Origin of the sequence: Aliihoeflea sp. 2WW (assembly GCF_000497755.1) — a bacterium.
Lineage (GTDB): Bacteria > Pseudomonadota > Alphaproteobacteria > Rhizobiales > Rhizobiaceae > Aliihoeflea.
Genome location: NZ_AYOD01000035.1, coordinates 271,234 through 287,302 on the forward strand (window position 1 = coordinate 271,234; position 16,069 = coordinate 287,302).

Sequence of the window (16,069 nt, forward strand, 5' to 3'; positions counted from 1 at the left end):
AGCGCGCAGCTAAAAACGAAGAAACCCGGCGCACGGCCGGGTTTCCGCTTCGTCGGCCGATCAGGTCAGGCCGACTTCTTCTTGTCGTCGTTCTCGTCGATTTCCTCGAAGTCGGCGTCGACCACGTCCTCGCCACTCTTCTGGGCATCGGCCTTGGCATCGGCTTCAGCGGCTTCCGCCTGGCTGGCCTCGTACATGGCCTGTCCGAGCTTCATCGAGACTTCCGCCAGATGATTGGTCTTGGCGGTGATCGCCTCGGCATCGTCGCCTTCGGTCGCGCTGCGCAAATCCGCAATCGCATCCTCGATCGCCTTGCGATCCTCGGCAGAGACCTTGTCGCCATAATCCTTCAGCGACTTCTCGGACGAGTGCAGCAGGCTTTCGGCCTGGTTCTTCGCTTCGACGGCAGCACGGCGCTTCTTGTCCGTGTCGGCATTGGCCTCGGCGTCCTTGACCATATTCTCGATGTCGGCGTCGGACAGACCGCCAGAAGCCTGGATGCGGATCTGGTGCTCCTTGCCGGTGCCCTTGTCCTTGGCCGAGACGTTGACGATGCCATTGGCGTCGATGTCGAACGCGACCTCGATCTGCGGCACGCCACGCGGTGCGGGCGGAATGCCGACGAGATCGAACTGGCCGAGCGCCTTGTTGTCGGCGGCCATCTCGCGCTCACCCTGGAAGACGCGGATCGTCACGGCCGACTGGTTGTCCTCGGCCGTCGAGAAGGTCTGCGCCTTCTTGGTCGGGATCGTCGTGTTGCGTTCGATCAGGCGCGTGAACACGCCGCCCAGCGTCTCGATGCCGAGCGACAGCGGGGTCACGTCGAGCAGCAGCACGTCCTTGACGTCGCCCTGCAGGACACCCGCCTGGATCGCCGCGCCCATGGCAACCACTTCGTCCGGGTTGACGCCCTTGTGAGGCTCCTTGCCGAAGAACTGCTTCACGACCTCATGCACCTTGGGCATGCGGGTCATGCCGCCGACGAGGACGACCTCGTCGATCTCGCCCGCATTGAGCCCGGCATCCTTGAGCGCCGCCTTGCAGGGGCCGACGGTGCGCTGCACCAGATCGTCGACGAGGCTCTCGAACTTGGCGCGCGTGAGCTTCATCGTCAGGTGCTTCGGACCGGTCTGGTCTGCGGTGATGAAGGGCAAATTGATCTCGGTCTGCGCGGACGAGGACAGCTCGATCTTGGCCTTTTCGGCCGCTTCCTTCAGGCGCTGCAGGGCCAGCTTGTCGCCCTTCAGGTCGATGCCCTGTTCCTTCTTGAACTCCGCCGCAAGGTATTCGACGAGGCGCATGTCGAAATCCTCGCCGCCGAGGAAGGTGTCGCCATTGGTCGACTTCACCTCGAAGACGCCGTCGCCGATCTCGAGAATCGAGATGTCGAACGTGCCGCCGCCGAGATCGTAGACGGCGATGGTCTTGCCGTCCTTCTTGTCGAGGCCGTAGGCGAGCGCGGCCGCGGTCGGCTCGTTGATGATGCGCAGGACTTCGAGGCCGGCGATCTTGCCGGCATCCTTGGTCGCCTGGCGCTGGGCGTCGTTGAAATAGGCCGGAACGGTGATGACGGCCTTCTCGACCTTCTCGCCGAGATAGGATTCGGCCGTTTCCTTCATCTTCTGAAGGATCATCGCGGAAATCTGCGAGGGGGAGTAATCGGTGTCGCCCGCCTTGACCCAGGCGTCGCCATTGGCGGCCTTGACGATCTTGTAGGGCACCATGCCCTTGTCCTTCTGCGTCGTCGGGTCGTCGAAGGTGCGGCCGATGAGGCGCTTGATCGCAAAAAGGGTGTTCTCGGGGTTCGTGACCGCCTGGCGCTTGGCCGGCTGGCCGACGAGGCGCTCGCCGTCACCGGTGAACGCGACGATGGAGGGCGTCGTGCGCGCGCCTTCTGCGTTCTCGATCACCTTCGCGTCCTTGCCGTCCATGACGGCGACGCAGGAATTGGTCGTTCCAAGGTCGATACCGATTACTTTAGCCATTTTCTTTCTTCTCTCCGCTTAAGCAGGCCGTCTGGACCCAATGCGAGGCGTTCCGGACGACGGCCCCTGTTCGTTGGAAAATGCCGCGCCCGAACCTTTGCGAAGGCCCGGTGCGACCGTGCGGCGTATATAAGAAGGGGTCATTTTTGGCGCAAGTGACGCCGACCGGCGATTTTCGATACAGCGAGATGATCCTCAGACTTTCGACCAGCCATCCGCTTTGCCGGCCTCGAATACGGCGTCGATCACCTTTTGATTGCAGACCGACTCCTCCAGCGCGAACACCTGGCCGGCGCCGCCGGATGCGACCCGCGCGAACTCCTCGACCTCGAGCCGATATTGGCGGGTGCCGGGAAAGCGGAAGACGCGTGCCTCCACGCGGCGCTGGTCGTGCAGCTCGATCCGGTGGTGATCGAAATCGCCGGCATTGAACGGCGCCTGGACCTGTATGAAGCCGTCCTCGCCGTGGAACACCATCTCCTGGCGCAATGCCATCTGCGTCGAACAGTAGAAGGACAGGTCGAACGTGCCGAAATCGGCGGTGACGTTCGCATAGATGTCGGTGCCGAAATCGCCGTCGCGCTCGACCGTCGCGCGCACGCGAAGCGGCTCGGTGCCGGTCGCGATCCGCGTCGTGACGACGGGATAGACACCGATGTCGAGGAGCGCGCCGCCGCCGAGTTCGGGCTGGTTGCGCATGTTGCCCGGGTCGCGGTTGAAGTAGGAGAACGCGCCCTGGACGTGCCGCAGCCGTCCGATGGCGCCCGCCGCGATCAGATCGCGGACCTTCATCCATTGCGGGTGGTAGAACACCATGAAGGCTTCTGAGACGACGACTGAATTGCGGTCCCGCGCGTCGATCACCTGCTGGATATCGCTCGCCCGCAGCGCCAGCGGCTTTTCAACCAGCACATGCTTTCCGGCATCGGCCGCCCTGATCGCCCATTCCAAGTGATCGGACGTCGGCAGCGGGATGTAGACGCCATCCACCGTGTCGGAGGCGAGCAGCGCTTCGTATGAACCGAAGGCGTGCGGGGCGCTAAACCTTTGCGCGAGGGCGCATGCGCGCGCCTCGTCGCGGCTGGCGATGGCAGCCAGAACACCGTTTTCGGATTCGAGAATGGCTGGGATCACGTGATCGCGCGCGATCTTTGCCGTCGACAGGACGCCCCAGCGAAACATCGCATTCTCCTTTGCAGTCGGGAATAGACGCGAGCGCCTTTCGTTACCCTTCCGTTAACGGAGTGGGTCCTCATGCGAAACCGAAAAACGCTCGCGCTTGCCGCGCTGGCCGCAATGCTTTTCCCGTTCAGTCCCGCAGCGGCGAACCCTGCCTATCATGCCCGTGCCGCCGTCTCGGCGCTCGATATTCCGATTGCCAAGCGTCGGCCAACGGCTGACAGGACCTGTCTCGCCCAGGCCATCTATCACGAGGCACGCGGCGAAAGCGTCGCCGGCCAGATCGCGGTCGCCCAGGTCATCATCAACCGTGTGAAGAGCCGCGCCTATCCCGATACGGTCTGCGGCGTCGTCTACCAGAACAGGCACCGGCGCAATGCCTGCCAGTTCTCGTTTGCGTGCGACGGCATCTCGGATCGTCCGCGCGAGAGCGCGACCTACGCGCAGTCGAAACAACTCGCCGGCGAGATCCTTTGCGGCTCGGATTGCACCGCGACGCGCAAACTGGTCCGCATGGCCACACTGACGGGCGCCGTCGCGCGCGCCACCCATTATCATGCGACCAGCGTGATGCCCTCCTGGGGCGCCCGCAAGACACGTCTGACCACGATCGGCCGCCACATCTTCTACACCAGCCGACGCGTCACCAGGACGATGTGATCACGTCCTCAGGACACCGCCCGTGGTCTTCTCGACATTGGCGACGATTTTCGCCGCGAGCGATTCGAAATCCTCGTCGGTGAGCGTACGATCGGTCGGCTGGATCGCGACTTCGATGGCGATCGACTTCTTGCCCGAGCCCACGGATGCTCCCTCGAAAATGTCGAAGACGCGCACGTCCGTCACGAGTTTCTTGTCGGCGCCGGCGGCCGCCTTGACGATGGAAGCCGCCTCGACGCCCCTGTCAACGACGAAGGCGAAATCGCGCTTCACGCCCTGGAAAGGCGAGAGATCGAGGCGCGGTTTGGTGCGCGTCGGTTTCGCCTTCTGCTCGGGGATCGCGTCGAGATAGACCTCGAAACCGGCCAGCGGCCCGCTCGCGTCGAGCGCTTCCAGCGTACGGGGATGGAACTCGCCGAACGTGCCGAGCACAATCTTCGGCCCGAGTTTGATCGTGCCCGAACGTCCGGGGTGATACCAGTCCGGCCCGCCCGCCTCGACCTGCAGCTTGTCGACCGGCGCGCCGGCAGCTTCCAGCGCGGCGAAGGCGTCGGCCTTGGCGTCGAAGACGCCGACGGCGCCGGCATTTCCGGCCCAGTGGCGGCCTTGACCATCGAGCTTCGCCGTCCCGCGACGAATGCCGGCGGCGACGCGGCGCTGCTGGTCGGCGCCATCGCCCTCATAGATGCCGGAGACCTCGAACAACGCGACGTCGCCCATGCCGCGATCGGCATTGCGCTGCGCGGCGGCGATCAGCCCCGGCAGGAGCGAGGGCCGCATGTCCGACATGTCGGCTGCGATCGGATTGGCGAGCTTGAGCGCCGGCTGGCCGCCGCCGAACAGTTTCGCGTGCGCCTCGGGGATGAACGACCAGGTGACCGCCTCCATCATGCCGCGCACGGCGAGCGCGCGCTTGGCGGAGCGGGTGCGGATCTGGATCGGTGTCAGCATCTTGCCGTTGACCGCGCCGAAGGTCGGCAGCGGCGCGGGTGCGATCCGGTCGACACCGTGAATGCGCATGACTTCCTCGACGATGTCGGCCTTGCCGTCGACATCCGGCCGCCAGGACGGCACCGCAACCTCGATCGCATCGCCCTTGTCCTGCGGCGCGAAACCGAGCCGGTCGAGGATCGAGATGGATTCGGTCTTCGCCACGTCGAGCCCGGTCAGGCGTTTGACTTCGGCAACCGGCATCGAGATGCGCTTGGCCTCATATCCCGCATAGCCGACGACTTCGGTCTCGCAGGGTGTTCCGCCGCAAATGTCGAGGACGAGCTGGGTCGCAAGCTCGATACCCGGCACCATGAATTCGGGATCGACGCCGCGTTCGAAGCGATAGCGCGCATCGGTGATGATGCCGAGTTCGCGGCCTGTCCGCGCGATGTTGAGCGGCGACCAGAGCGCGGATTCGATCAGGACGTCGGTCGTCGCCTCGTCGCAACCCGAATGCTCGCCGCCCATGACGCCGGCGATGGATTCGACGCCGTTGTCGTCCGCGATGACGCACATCGAGGCATTGAGCTCATATTCACGCCCGTCGAGCGCGAGCACTTTCTCGCCGTCTTCCGCTGCACGCACCGTGAGGTTTCCGGCGACCTTGGCGGCGTCGAAAACGTGCAGCGGGCGGCCGCGGTCGAAAGTCATGTAGTTGGTGATGTCGACCAGCGCGTTGATCGGGCGCAGACCGATCGCGATCAGGCGCTGCTGCATCCATTTCGGTGACGCGCCGTTTTTCACGTCCTTGACGAAGCGCAGCGCGAAGCCGGGGCAAAGGTCGGGATCGGCGATCGACACCTTGACCGGCGTCTCGCCCTGGCCGGCAACTGGAGCGACAGGCTGCGTCTTCAGCGTGCCGAGGCCGGAGGCGGCCAGGTCGCGCGCGATGCCGTAGACACTGGTCGCGTCGGGTCGGTTCGGCGTCAAATTGATCTCGATCACCGGATCGTCGAGCTTGGCGTAGGTCGCGAACGGCGTCCCGACAGGCGCATCGGCCGGCAGGTCGATGATGCCGTCATGCTCGTCGGAAAGCTGCAATTCGCGCTCCGAGCACATCATGCCGTGGCTTTCGACGCCGCGGATCTTTCCGACCGAAAGGGTCACGTCGATGCCAGGCACGTAGGAGCCGGGCGCCGCGAACGCGCCGACCAGTCCTTCGCGCGCATTGGGCGCACCGCAGACGACCTGGATCGGCTTCCCGTCACCGGTGTCGACCATCAGCACGCGCAATTTGTCGGCGTCAGGATGCTGGACCGCGCTCACCACCTTGGCGATGACGAACGGCTTCAGCGCCGCCTTGTCGTCGACGGCCTCGACCTCGAGGCCGATCATGGTCAGCCGCTCGCAGATCTCGGCCAGCGAGGCGTTCGTGTCGAGATGGTCCTTGAGCCAGGAAAGCGTGAATTTCATAGGTCTCGTCCAGTTGGGTCGTCAGCGTTCGATCGAAAAGCCGTCGAAGCGCGGAAGGTCGTCGTCAATGTGAAGAAACGGCAGCCGCCGCTTCTCGAAGGCGTGCATGGTCGGCGCATAGCGCTCCGGCTCGTCCATGAAGCCGAGCGACAGATAGGTCTCGCCCGGCAGCTTGTCGTCGCGATAGCCGATCTGGCTGCCGCAATGCTCGCAAAAACGCCGCTCCACCCCGCCGGCCCGCCACGTCTTCGGCTCGCCATGCCAGGTCAGGTCATCGTCGCGGAAGGCGACGAAGGCCATCACCGGCGCGCCGGTCTGCTTGCGGCAGTCGCGGCAATGGCAATAGGAGCGCCAGAAGGGGTCTGCGCTCGCCTCGGCGGAGATCAGGCCGCAACGGCAGGAGCCGGAGTGAATTGTCATTCTTTCAGGCGACCTTCTGCGGAGCACGTGCGCCCGGCGCCTTCGCGCCCAGAAACATGCTCTTGACCGAGATGCCTTCGTCGACGGCCTTCCACCAGACGCCCTCGTACATCAGTTCGATGTCGTTAAGCTGCGCATGATCGAGGTTGGAAAGAAACGGATACCACCAGAGCGGAGTCGCGATGGAGCGGCCGTCGGCAAGCGTGACATGCACCTCTTCATCCGTGCACCACGCCCTGACCGGGCGCATCTCGTCTGTCTCAAATGCCAAAGAAGTCATTCCAAGCACCAATCCAGTCGTCGCGACGCTCGGCAACGACGTCGAGCAGTCGCGCCACTTCGCGTTCATTGTATCCCTTGTTCGTCGCGATCTCCAAGCTTTGCAGCCAGACCTTCAGGGATTTGCCGTCCTTGACGATGTGAACATGCGGCGGCTCGTCGACATCGAGGGCATAGAAGCGAAACTTGTAGCCGTGCCAGATCAGAAGCGTCGGCATCGCTTAGCTCGACAACCCCCCGAACAGCGTCGGCATGTCGAGCGGCCTGAATCCGTAATGCGACAGCCAGCGCACGTCGGCATCGAAAAAGGCGCGCAGGTCCGGCATGCCGTATTTCAGCATGGCGATGCGGTCGATGCCCATGCCCCAGGCGAAGCCTTGATACTCGTCCGGATCGAGCCCGCCGGCGCGCAGCACGTTCGGGTGAACCATGCCGCAGCCGAGGATTTCCATCCAGTCATTGCCCTCGCCGAAACGCACTTCGCCCGGCCGCGAGCGGTCGCACTGGATGTCGACTTCCATCGACGGTTCGGTGAACGGGAAGAAGGATGGGCGGAAGCGCATCTTCACGGACGGCACCTCGAAGAAGGCTTTGCAGAACTCCTCCAGCACCCACTTCATGTTCGCGACGTTCGCGGTCTTGTCGACGACGAGGCCTTCGACCTGATGGAACATCGGCGAGTGCGTGGCGTCGGAATCCTGCCGGTAGGTCTTGCCGGGGATGACGATGCGGATCGGCGGCTTCTGCGCCTCCATCGTGCGGATCTGCACCGGCGAGGTGTGCGTGCGCAGCAGCTTGCGCTCCCCGGCCTCGTCGGGCTGGAAAAAGAACGTATCGTGCATTTCGCGCGCCGGGTGGCCGTCGGGGAAGTTCAACGCGGTGAAGTTGTAGTAGTCCGTCTCGATGTCCGGGCCTTCGGCGATGGCGAAGCCCATGTCGCCGAAGATCGCCGTGATCTCGTCGATCACCTGGCTGATCGGATGGATGCGGCCGCGCTCGGCCGGCGCCTGGCGGATCGGCAGCGTGACGTCCAGCTTTTCGGCGGCCAGACGAGCGTCGATCGCGGCGTCGCGCAGCTCGATCTTGCGTGCGGTGATCGCGTCGGTGACGCGCAGCTTCAGCCCATTGATCGCAGGGCCCATCGTCTGGCGCTCGTCCGCGCTCATCGCGCCCAGCGTCTTCAGCTTTTCCGAGATCGAGCCCTTTTTGCCGAGTGCCGCGACGCGCACGGCTTCGATCGACTGCTCGTCGGATGCCGACGCGATGTCGCTCATCAGGCTCGTTTCAAGGGATTGCAGATCGCTCATCAATTCATCCTGCCGGACATTCCGGCCGTTCGTCGCACAAAGAAAAACCCGCGCCAGCCATGCCAGCGCGGGTTTCCCAAATCAAGTCGTGAACAATCGGGAAGCGCTGGTTAGGCAACCACGCTTTCAAACTGGTTCGGGGTCGTGTCCTTGAGATAGTCGAGTGAAGCCTTCGACTTGCCGACGAGCGCGGCGAACGCCTGCGGCTCGTGGATCGCCATGTCGGACAGCACCTTGCGGTCGATTTCGATACCGGCCTTGTTCAGGCCGTCGATGAAGCGGCCATAGGTCAGGCCGTGCTCGCGGACGGCAGCGTTGATGCGCTGAATCCAGAGCGCGCGGAAATTGCGCTTGCGGTTCTTGCGATCGCGATAGGCATACTGCAGCGACTTCTCGACTGCCTGCTTGGCGATGCGGATGGTGTTCTTGCGGCGGCCGTAGAAACCCTTGGCGGCCTTCAGAACCTTCTTGTGCTTGGCGTGGGACGTAACGCCCCTCTTGACGCGTGCCATGTCATGATCTCCTTAAATTCTTCGGTCCGAGGGCCTTAGAGGCCGCCGCCATTGGGCAGATAGTTGCGGGTCACCTTCTTGGCGTCGGGTTCCGCGAGAACCATCATGCCGCGTGCGTCGCGGATGAACTTGTTGGAACGCTTGATCATGCCATGGCGCTTGCCTGCGGCAGCCGCCTTGACCTTGCCAGTCCCGGTTATCTTGAACCGCTTCTTGGCCGAAGACTTCGTCTTCATCTTGGGCATTTTGCTTCTCCATCATTATGCGCTCACGCCCGCCGACTTGCGTCGGCAGCTCCGCGAGGGCGTCGAATGGTCGACGGCAGCCGGTCGGCTGCTTCTCGCTTCGCTCGATATAGGTGAGCTTCAAGCATTTCGAGCCGACACGGCATGCCCTGCCGGACGGCTCACGAACGCGCGGTCTATAAACGCGCGGCGAAAAAAGCGCAACGGAGATTCGTCAGAGTCTCCGCCGCGCGTTGAAATCGATCAGCGCGGCGCCAGCACCATCATCATCTGGCGGCCTTCGAGCTTGGGCTCGGCCTCGACCTTGGCGATCTCGGTGACTTCCTCGCGAACGCGGTTCAGAAGCTTCATGCCGAGTTCCATATGCGCCATTTCGCGGCCACGGAAGCGCAGCGTGAGCTTGACCTTGTCGCCTTCCTCGAAGAAGCGGCGCACGGCTCTCATCTTCACCTCATAGTCGTGGGTGTCGATGTTCGGACGCATCTTGATCTCCTTGATCTCGATGGTCTTCTGCTTCTTGCGGGCTTCGGCCGCCTTTTTCTGGTTGGCGTACTTCATCTTGCCGAGATCGGTGATCTTGCAGACGGGCGGCGTCTGGTTCGGCGAGATTTCCACGAGATCCATGCCCGCTTCCTCGGCGAGGATCAGGGCTTCATTGATCGACACGACGCCACGATTCTGGCCTTCGGCATCGATGAGCTGCACCTGCGGTACACGGATGTCACGGTTGGAGCGCGGGCCTTCCTTGGTCGGCGCCGCGGCTTTGAACGGTCTGCGAATGGTCGTAGTCTCCTCAAATCATTGACGTTCGGGGTCTGAAATCATCTGTCGCGGACAAGCTTGCGCTTCTGTCGCCGCGCCACGGGGCGTGTCAATAGCACAGACGGCGCGAAAAATCACGGGGGTCGCGAAAAAGTGGCGGCGGCGTCTTCCCATGCTATCAGATGGCGCGAAACGGCCGGAAATCAAGGAGACGACCATGGAGCGCCCTGCGCCCGCCACGCTGCAAGTCGACGGAATCGACATCGCCTACCGTCGCCGTCCGGGCCGCGCGCCGGGCATCGTCTGGCTAGGCGGATACCGCTCCGACATGCTCGGCACCAAGGCCGAAGCCCTCGACGCGTGGGCTGACCAGGAGGGCCGCGCAAGCCTGCGCCACGACTATTCCGGCCATGGCGAATCCGGCGGTGAATTCACAGACGGCACGATCTCGAAATGGCTGGCCGAGAGCCTCGCCGTCTTTCGCAGCCAGACCGAAGGCCCGCAGGTTCTCGTCGGCTCGTCGATGGGCGCCTGGGTCGCGCTGCGCATGGTGCAGGAGTTGCAGAAGACCGGCGAAGGCGGCCGCATCGGCGCGCTTCTCCTGCTTGCACCCGCACCCGATTTCACCATCGAGCTGATGGAGCCCCAACTGTCGAAGGCGCATCGGCGCGACCTCGAGACGAAGGGCTATATGGAAGAGCACTCCGAATACTCGCCCGAGCCCAACATCTACACCCGTGCGCTGTTCGAGGACGGGCGCGCGAACCGCGTGATGACCGGCATGATCGACACGCATTGCCCGGTGACGATCATCCAGGGCCTCGCCGATCCCGATGTGCCGCACACCCATGCGCTGAAGCTGGTCGAGCACCTGCCGGCCGACGACGTCACGCTGTCGCTGGTCAAGGACGGCGACCATCGCCTGTCGCGCCCGCAAGACATTGTGCTGATGCTGAAGGCTGCCGAAGGCCTCTGCGAGCGGATTTCCGCCTGATGCGGCTTTCGGTGGTCGTCTCCTCCTTCGTCGCAGCGATCGTCGGCTTCGGTTCGACGCTGGCGCTCGTCATCGCCGCCGCTGCTGCGGTCGGCGCGACGACTGAGCAGACCGCCAGCATGGTCACCGCCGTCTGCCTCGCCAAGGCCGCCGAGGCGGCGTTTCTCTCCTGGTGGACGCGCATGCCGGTCATCACGGCATGGACGACGCCAGGCGCAGCGCTTCTCGGCGCCAGCGCCGGCTTCTCGATGGCCGAGGCGGTCGGCGCCTTCATCGGCGCTGCGCTCCTTCTGACGCTCACAGGCCTGGTGCGCCCGCTGACGCGTCTCGTCTCGATGATCCCGTCCTCGGTCGCGTCGGGCATGCTTGCCGGCATCGTCGTCGCCTTCGTCATGGGTGCTGCGCGCGCCGTCGGCATAGATGCCGTCCTCGTCCTGCCGCTTCTGCTCGCCTTCTTCGTCCTGCGGCTCTTCAATCCGGCGCTTTCGGTGCTGGCCGTGCTCGTCGGCGGCGGGGCGCTCGCCGTTGCGTTCGGACGCGTCGGCGATTTGCCACCATTCGCGCTTTCAACGCTGGTCTGGACCTCGCCCGATTTTTCGCTGACGGCTTTCGTCGGCCTTGCAGTGCCGCTCTACCTCGTCACGATGGCCTCGCAGAACCTCGCCGGCATCGCTGTCCTGCGCGCGGCCGGCTACAATCCGCCGACCGGACTTTTGATCGGAACGACCGGCTTCATCTCGCTCCTCTCCGCACCTTTCAACGCGCTGACGACGAACCTCGCTGCCATCTCGGCGGCGATCTGCACGGACCCCGACGCTCATCCCGATCCGGCCAAGCGTTGGCTCACCGGACCGTTCTACGCGCTCTGGTATGTCGTCTTCGCGATCTTCGGTGCATCGCTCGTCGCGCTGTTCGACGTGCTGCCGCAAAGCCTCATCCTGCTCGTCGCCGGCATCGGGCTGCTGGCCCCGCTGACCAACGCACTCGGCCTTGCTATGGCCGACCCGGCCGAACGCATCCCCGCCATCGTTGCCTTCACGGTCACCGCATCGGGTCTCACCATCGGCGGGATCGGTGCCGCGTTCTGGGGCCTCCTCGCCGGGTTGTTCGTGCTCGTCCTCGACCGCATCGCCGCGCGCGGCAAGCGAAGTTGACCGCGCCATGTCCGATTTTTCTTGAAGTCGGTTTGGCCCGTTCCCATCTCGAAATGAAGCAGCCGGATGGGCTGCGAGCCACCGAAAAGGAACGGGTGACGATGACGAAAGCACTGATCCGTCCTGCATGGACGCCTGCCACCATCGCCTTGATGGTCATCGGCTTCATGGTGTTCTGGCCGCTCGGCCTCGCCATGCTCGCCTACATCATCTGGGGCGACCGCCTCGACGCCTTCAAGGGCGACGTCAATCGCGCGACGGACGGTTTCTTCTCCTCCTGTCGCAAGGCTTCGTATCGCACGGGCGCGCCGCGCACCGGCAATGTCGCCTTCGACGATTGGCGCACCAAGGAACTCGACCGCCTCAATGAAGAGCGCCGCAAGCTCGACGAGATGCGCGACGAATTCGACGAGTACGCCCGCGAACTGCGCCGCGCCAAGGACCAGGAAGAGTTCGACCGCTTCATGGCCAAGCGCTCGCGCAACACGCCGGACAAGCCGCAGGACGGCGAAATCCTCAACCCGGCCTGATTGGCCGCGATTGGGATGACATCGAAGCGGCGTCGCGCAAGCGGCGCCGCTTTTTCATTTGGTGGTTCAACCCGCCTCGAATCATCTAGGCTCGCACCATGGTTCTCGGCCTGTTCAAATCCCGCCCCCGTCCACCGACCGCCCCGATCGAGCGCATGCACGAGATCGGCACGCGCTCGCTGCCATTGCGCATCGTCGAAAATGCACGTGCCAGACGGCTGACGCTCAGGATCGAGACGGGTGGCAAGGGGCTGCGTGTCACCGTGCCGCCGGGCATCGATCCGCGCGAGGTCGACCGGTTCCTCGATCGGCACCGAGGCTGGCTCGAAACGCGACTGGCGAAGCTGCCGGACGACGCGGCCTTGCGTCCTGGCGTCAAGCTGCCCCTGCGCGGTGTCCCGCATCTGATCGTCCACCAGCCGGGACGCGGCACGGTGACGGTCGACGCAGTCGAGGGCGAACCGGCCCTCATCGTCCATGGCGATGGCGCCCACCTGCAACGGCGCCTCGCGGACTTCCTGAAGCGTGAGGCGAAACGCGACATCGAGATCCTCGTCGCCAAGCACACGGCCTCTGTCGGTCGCCGCGCGAAAACCGTGCGCTATCGCGACACGACGAGCCGCTGGGGTTCCTGCACCTCGGACGGCACCCTATCCTTTTCCTGGCGCATCATGATGGCGCCGAAGACGGTGATCGACTACCTCGTCGCGCATGAGGTGTCGCATCTGAAGGAAATGAACCACGGTCCGAAATTCTGGGCGCTCTGCCGCGAGCTCTGCCCCCGCACCGACGAGGCCCGCGCCTGGCTGAAGAAGAATGGCGGCGCGCTGCAGGCGATCCGCTTCGAATAGCGCCCGCTCCTCGACTTCGCCGCGATTCCATGGCACTTGCCCGGCCATGACCCTCGACATCAAGATTTGCGGCTTGAAGACGGATGACGCCGTCGATGCGGCGCTGTCCGGCGGCGCTTCGCATGTCGGCTTCATCTTCTTCGAAAAGAGCCCGCGCCACGTGAGCCCTGCCGAAGCGGGGCGTCTGGCTGCCCGCGTCAGGGGCAAGGCGAAGTCAGTCGCCGTCACGGTCGATGCCGACGATGCCACGCTCGACGCGATCGTTTCCGCCATGTCGCCCGACATGCTCCAGCTTCACGGGCATGAGACGCCGGCGCGCGTTGCCGAGGTCAAAGCGCGCTACGGCCTGCAGGTGATGAAGGCCTTTTCGGTCAGAGATGCCGCTGATCTCGACGCGGTCGCGCCTTATCGCGGCACCGCCGACCGCTTCCTCTTCGACGCCAAGCCGCCCAAGGGCTCCGACCTTCCCGGCGGCAATGGCGTCTCGTTCGACTGGCGGCTTCTCGCCGCCCTTGACCCCGGCCTCGATTACATGCTTTCCGGAGGCCTCAACGCCGGCAACATCGCCGATGCGCTGCGGCAGGCGAACCCGCCCGGCATCGACATATCGTCCGGCGTCGAAAGCGCTCCGGGCGTCAAGGACCCGGCGCTGATCGCGAAATTCTTCGAGGCGGTCGAGGCCGCCCTCGCCGGCCTGCCGGCTTCAAGGGAGTTGACGACATGAACAGTCCCGTTGCGCCCAATTCCTTCCGCGCGGGCCCCGACCCGGAAGGCATGTTCGGCATTTTCGGCGGCCGCTTCGTCGCCGAGACGCTGATGCCGCTGATCCTCGATCTGGAAGAGCACTGGAAGGTCGCGCGCACCGATCCGGCCTTCAAGGCCGAACTCGATCATCTCAACACGCACTATACCGGCCGGCCCTCGCCGCTCTATTTCGCCGAACGCCTGACGGAGCATCTCGGCGGCGCCAAGATCTACTTCAAGCGCGACGAGCTGAACCATACCGGCTCGCACAAGATCAACAATTGCCTCGGCCAGATCCTGCTGGCACGCCGCATGGGCAAGACGCGCATCATCGCCGAAACCGGCGCCGGCCAGCACGGCGTCGCGACGGCCACCGTCTGCGCCCGCTTCGGCCTGCCCTGCGTCGTCTATATGGGTGCGACCGATGTCGAGCGGCAGGCACCCAACGTCTTCCGCATGAAGCTTCTGGGCGCCGAAGTCATCCCCGTCTCGTCCGGCCACGGCACGCTCAAGGACGCGATGAACGAGGCGTTGCGCGACTGGGTGACCAATGTCGAGGACACCTACTACCTGATCGGCACCGCCGCCGGCCCGCATCCCTATCCGGAACTCGTGCGCGAGTTCCAGTCCGTCATCGGCAAGGAACTGCGCGAGCAGATGATGGCCGCCGAAGGCCGCCTGCCGGACCTGCTGATTGCCGCCGTCGGCGGCGGCTCCAACGCCATCGGCCTGTTCCACCCGTTCCTCGACGACGCATCGGTGAAGATCGTCGGCGTCGAGGCCGGCGGCAAGGGCCTCGACGGCGAAGAGCATTGCGCCTCTTTGACCGCCGGCGCGCCCGGCGTGCTGCATGGCAACCGCACCTATCTGCTGCAGACCGAGGACGGCCAGATCAAGGACGGTCACTCGATCTCGGCCGGCCTCGACTATCCCGGCATCGGGCCGGAGCATTCCTGGCTGAAAGAGACCAACCGCGTCGAATACGTGCCGATCATGGATGACGAGGCGCTGGAGGCCTTCCAGCTCCTGACGCGGCTCGAGGGCATCATCCCCGCCCTCGAACCCGCCCACGCGCTGGCGGAAGTCGTCAAGCGCGCGCCCAAGATGGGCAAGGATCAGATCATCGTCATGAATCTCTGCGGCCGCGGCGACAAGGACATCTTCACCGTCGGCAAGATCCTGGGCATGGGGCTCTAATCATATGACCACTCGCATCGACCGCCGCATGGCCGACCTGAAGGCCGAAGGCCGACCCGCCCTCGTGACCTATTTCATGGGCGGCGACCCGGATTACGACACCTCGCTGTCGATCATGAAGGCACTGCCGCGCGCGGGCTCGGACATCATCGAACTCGGCATGCCGTTTTCCGATCCGATGGCCGATGGCCCTGCAATCCAGGCGGCGGGCCTGCGGGCGCTCAAGGCCGGCCAGACTCTGAAGAAGACGCTGCAGATGGCGGCGGACTTCCGCAAGGATGACGATGCGACGCCGATCGTCCTGATGGGCTACTACAACCCCATCTACATCTATGGCGTCGAGAAATTCCTCGCCGATGCCAAGGCGTCCGGCATCGACGGCCTGATCGTCGTCGACCTGCCGCCGGAGATGGACGGCGAATTGTGCATCCCGGCGCTGAAGGCCGGCATCAACTTCATTCGCCTGGCGACGCCGACGACGGACGACAAGCGTCTGCCCAAGGTGCTCGAGAACACGTCGGGCTTCGTCTACTACGTGTCGATGCTGGGCATCACGGGCTCGGCCCTGCCCGATACGTCCAAGGTCGCCGGCGCTGTCGCGCGTATCAAGGGCCACACCGATCTGCCGATTTGCGTCGGGTTCGGCGTCAAGACGGCCGAGCAGGCCCGCGCCATCGGCGCTTCGGCGGATGGCGTCGTGGTCGGCACGGCGATCGTCAACGCGGTCGCCAACGTGCTCGGCCCGAAAGGCGAGAAGACCGCCGATCCGGCCGAAGCCGTCGCGACCCTCGTGTCCGGCCTCGCGCAGGGCGTTCGCTCCGCGCGCCTTGCACAGGCCGTCTGA

At 64.5% G+C, this 16,069-nt stretch carries 18 protein-coding genes; 8 read left to right on the forward strand and 10 right to left on the reverse strand.

What is annotated here, in order from left to right; all coding sequences use genetic code 11:
• Positions 1 to 65 precede the first annotated feature (65 nt).
• Together dnaK and ALII_RS0115400 are read right to left on the reverse strand one after the other, a co-directional pair.
• The gene (gene dnaK, locus ALII_RS0115395; protein ID WP_024588127.1) at positions 66 to 1,985 is read right to left on the reverse strand and encodes a molecular chaperone DnaK; all 1,920 of its coding nucleotides are present in this window, start codon (positions 1,983 to 1,985) and stop codon (positions 66 to 68) included.
• A gap of 195 nt (positions 1,986 to 2,180) precedes the next feature.
• Entirely contained in the window at positions 2,181 to 3,167 is a 987-nt protein-coding gene (locus ALII_RS0115400; protein ID WP_024588128.1) for a Gfo/Idh/MocA family oxidoreductase, read from the reverse strand.
• 72 nt (positions 3,168 to 3,239) lie between these two features.
• Here ALII_RS0115400 and ALII_RS0115405 point away from each other — a divergent pair, with 72 nt between their 5' ends.
• Positions 3,240 to 3,824 (forward strand): cell wall hydrolase, encoded by a 585-nt coding sequence (locus ALII_RS0115405; protein WP_024588129.1) that lies wholly within the window; start codon positions 3,240 to 3,242, stop codon positions 3,822 to 3,824.
• Here the strand turns inward: ALII_RS0115405 and pheT are convergent, their stop codons facing one another.
• The 8 genes from pheT to infC form a co-directional block, all read right to left on the reverse strand.
• Positions 3,825 to 6,230 carry a phenylalanine--tRNA ligase subunit beta gene (gene pheT, locus ALII_RS0115410; RefSeq protein ID WP_024588130.1) on the reverse strand — a complete coding sequence of 802 codons (2,406 nt, stop codon included), beginning with the start codon at positions 6,228 to 6,230 and terminating at the stop codon, positions 3,825 to 3,827.
• A gap of 21 nt (positions 6,231 to 6,251) precedes the next feature.
• Entirely contained in the window at positions 6,252 to 6,650 is a 399-nt protein-coding gene (locus tag ALII_RS0115415) for a GFA family protein (RefSeq protein WP_024588131.1), read from the reverse strand.
• Between the two features lie 4 nt (positions 6,651 to 6,654).
• Complete coding sequence (locus ALII_RS0115420) at positions 6,655 to 6,930, reverse strand: DUF2442 domain-containing protein (protein ID WP_024588132.1); 276 nt, start codon at positions 6,928 to 6,930, stop codon at positions 6,655 to 6,657.
• Positions 6,911 to 7,147 carry a DUF4160 domain-containing protein gene (locus ALII_RS0115425; protein ID WP_024588133.1) on the reverse strand — a complete coding sequence of 79 codons (237 nt, stop codon included), beginning with the start codon at positions 7,145 to 7,147 and terminating at the stop codon, positions 6,911 to 6,913. The genes ALII_RS0115420 and ALII_RS0115425 overlap by 20 nt, the downstream gene beginning before the upstream one ends.
• A gap of 3 nt (positions 7,148 to 7,150) precedes the next feature.
• Entirely contained in the window at positions 7,151 to 8,236 is a 1,086-nt protein-coding gene (gene pheS / locus ALII_RS0115430; RefSeq protein WP_024588134.1) for a phenylalanine--tRNA ligase subunit alpha, read from the reverse strand.
• Between the two features lie 110 nt (positions 8,237 to 8,346).
• On the reverse strand, positions 8,347 to 8,748 hold the full coding sequence (rplT, locus tag ALII_RS0115435; RefSeq protein WP_024588135.1) for a 50S ribosomal protein L20: 402 nt from the start codon (positions 8,746 to 8,748) through the stop codon (positions 8,347 to 8,349).
• Positions 8,749 to 8,783: 35 nt separating this feature from the next.
• Positions 8,784 to 8,993 (reverse strand): 50S ribosomal protein L35, encoded by a 210-nt coding sequence (gene rpmI / locus ALII_RS0115440; protein ID WP_024588136.1) that lies wholly within the window; start codon positions 8,991 to 8,993, stop codon positions 8,784 to 8,786.
• Between the two features lie 243 nt (positions 8,994 to 9,236).
• Positions 9,237 to 9,773 (reverse strand): translation initiation factor IF-3, encoded by a 537-nt coding sequence (gene infC, locus ALII_RS0115445; RefSeq protein ID WP_024588137.1) that lies wholly within the window; start codon positions 9,771 to 9,773, stop codon positions 9,237 to 9,239.
• Positions 9,774 to 9,972: 199 nt separating this feature from the next.
• Between infC and ALII_RS0115450 the strand changes: the two genes are divergently transcribed.
• The 7 genes from ALII_RS0115450 to trpA all read left to right on the forward strand — a co-directional run bounded on the left by ALII_RS0115450 (position 9,973) and on the right by trpA (position 16,069).
• Positions 9,973 to 10,749 (forward strand): alpha/beta hydrolase, encoded by a 777-nt coding sequence (locus ALII_RS0115450; protein ID WP_024588138.1) that lies wholly within the window; start codon positions 9,973 to 9,975, stop codon positions 10,747 to 10,749.
• A complete protein-coding gene (locus ALII_RS0115455) occupies positions 10,749 to 11,903 on the forward strand; it encodes a benzoate/H(+) symporter BenE family transporter (RefSeq protein ID WP_024588139.1) in 1,155 nt (384 codons plus the stop codon). Before ALII_RS0115450 ends, ALII_RS0115455 begins: the two co-directional genes overlap by 1 nt.
• Before the next feature lie 101 nt (positions 11,904 to 12,004).
• Complete coding sequence (locus ALII_RS0115460) at positions 12,005 to 12,433, forward strand: DUF2852 domain-containing protein (RefSeq protein ID WP_024588140.1); 429 nt, start codon at positions 12,005 to 12,007, stop codon at positions 12,431 to 12,433.
• Positions 12,434 to 12,531: 98 nt separating this feature from the next.
• Entirely contained in the window at positions 12,532 to 13,284 is a 753-nt protein-coding gene (locus ALII_RS0115465; RefSeq protein WP_024588141.1) for a M48 family metallopeptidase, read from the forward strand.
• 46 nt (positions 13,285 to 13,330) lie between these two features.
• On the forward strand, positions 13,331 to 14,008 hold the full coding sequence (locus tag ALII_RS0115470) for a phosphoribosylanthranilate isomerase (RefSeq protein WP_024588142.1): 678 nt from the start codon (positions 13,331 to 13,333) through the stop codon (positions 14,006 to 14,008).
• Positions 14,005 to 15,225 (forward strand): tryptophan synthase subunit beta, encoded by a 1,221-nt coding sequence (gene trpB, locus ALII_RS0115475; RefSeq protein ID WP_024588143.1) that lies wholly within the window; start codon positions 14,005 to 14,007, stop codon positions 15,223 to 15,225. The genes ALII_RS0115470 and trpB overlap by 4 nt, the downstream gene beginning before the upstream one ends.
• A gap of 4 nt (positions 15,226 to 15,229) precedes the next feature.
• The gene (gene trpA / locus ALII_RS0115480; RefSeq protein ID WP_024588144.1) at positions 15,230 to 16,069 is read left to right on the forward strand and encodes a tryptophan synthase subunit alpha; all 840 of its coding nucleotides are present in this window, start codon (positions 15,230 to 15,232) and stop codon (positions 16,067 to 16,069) included.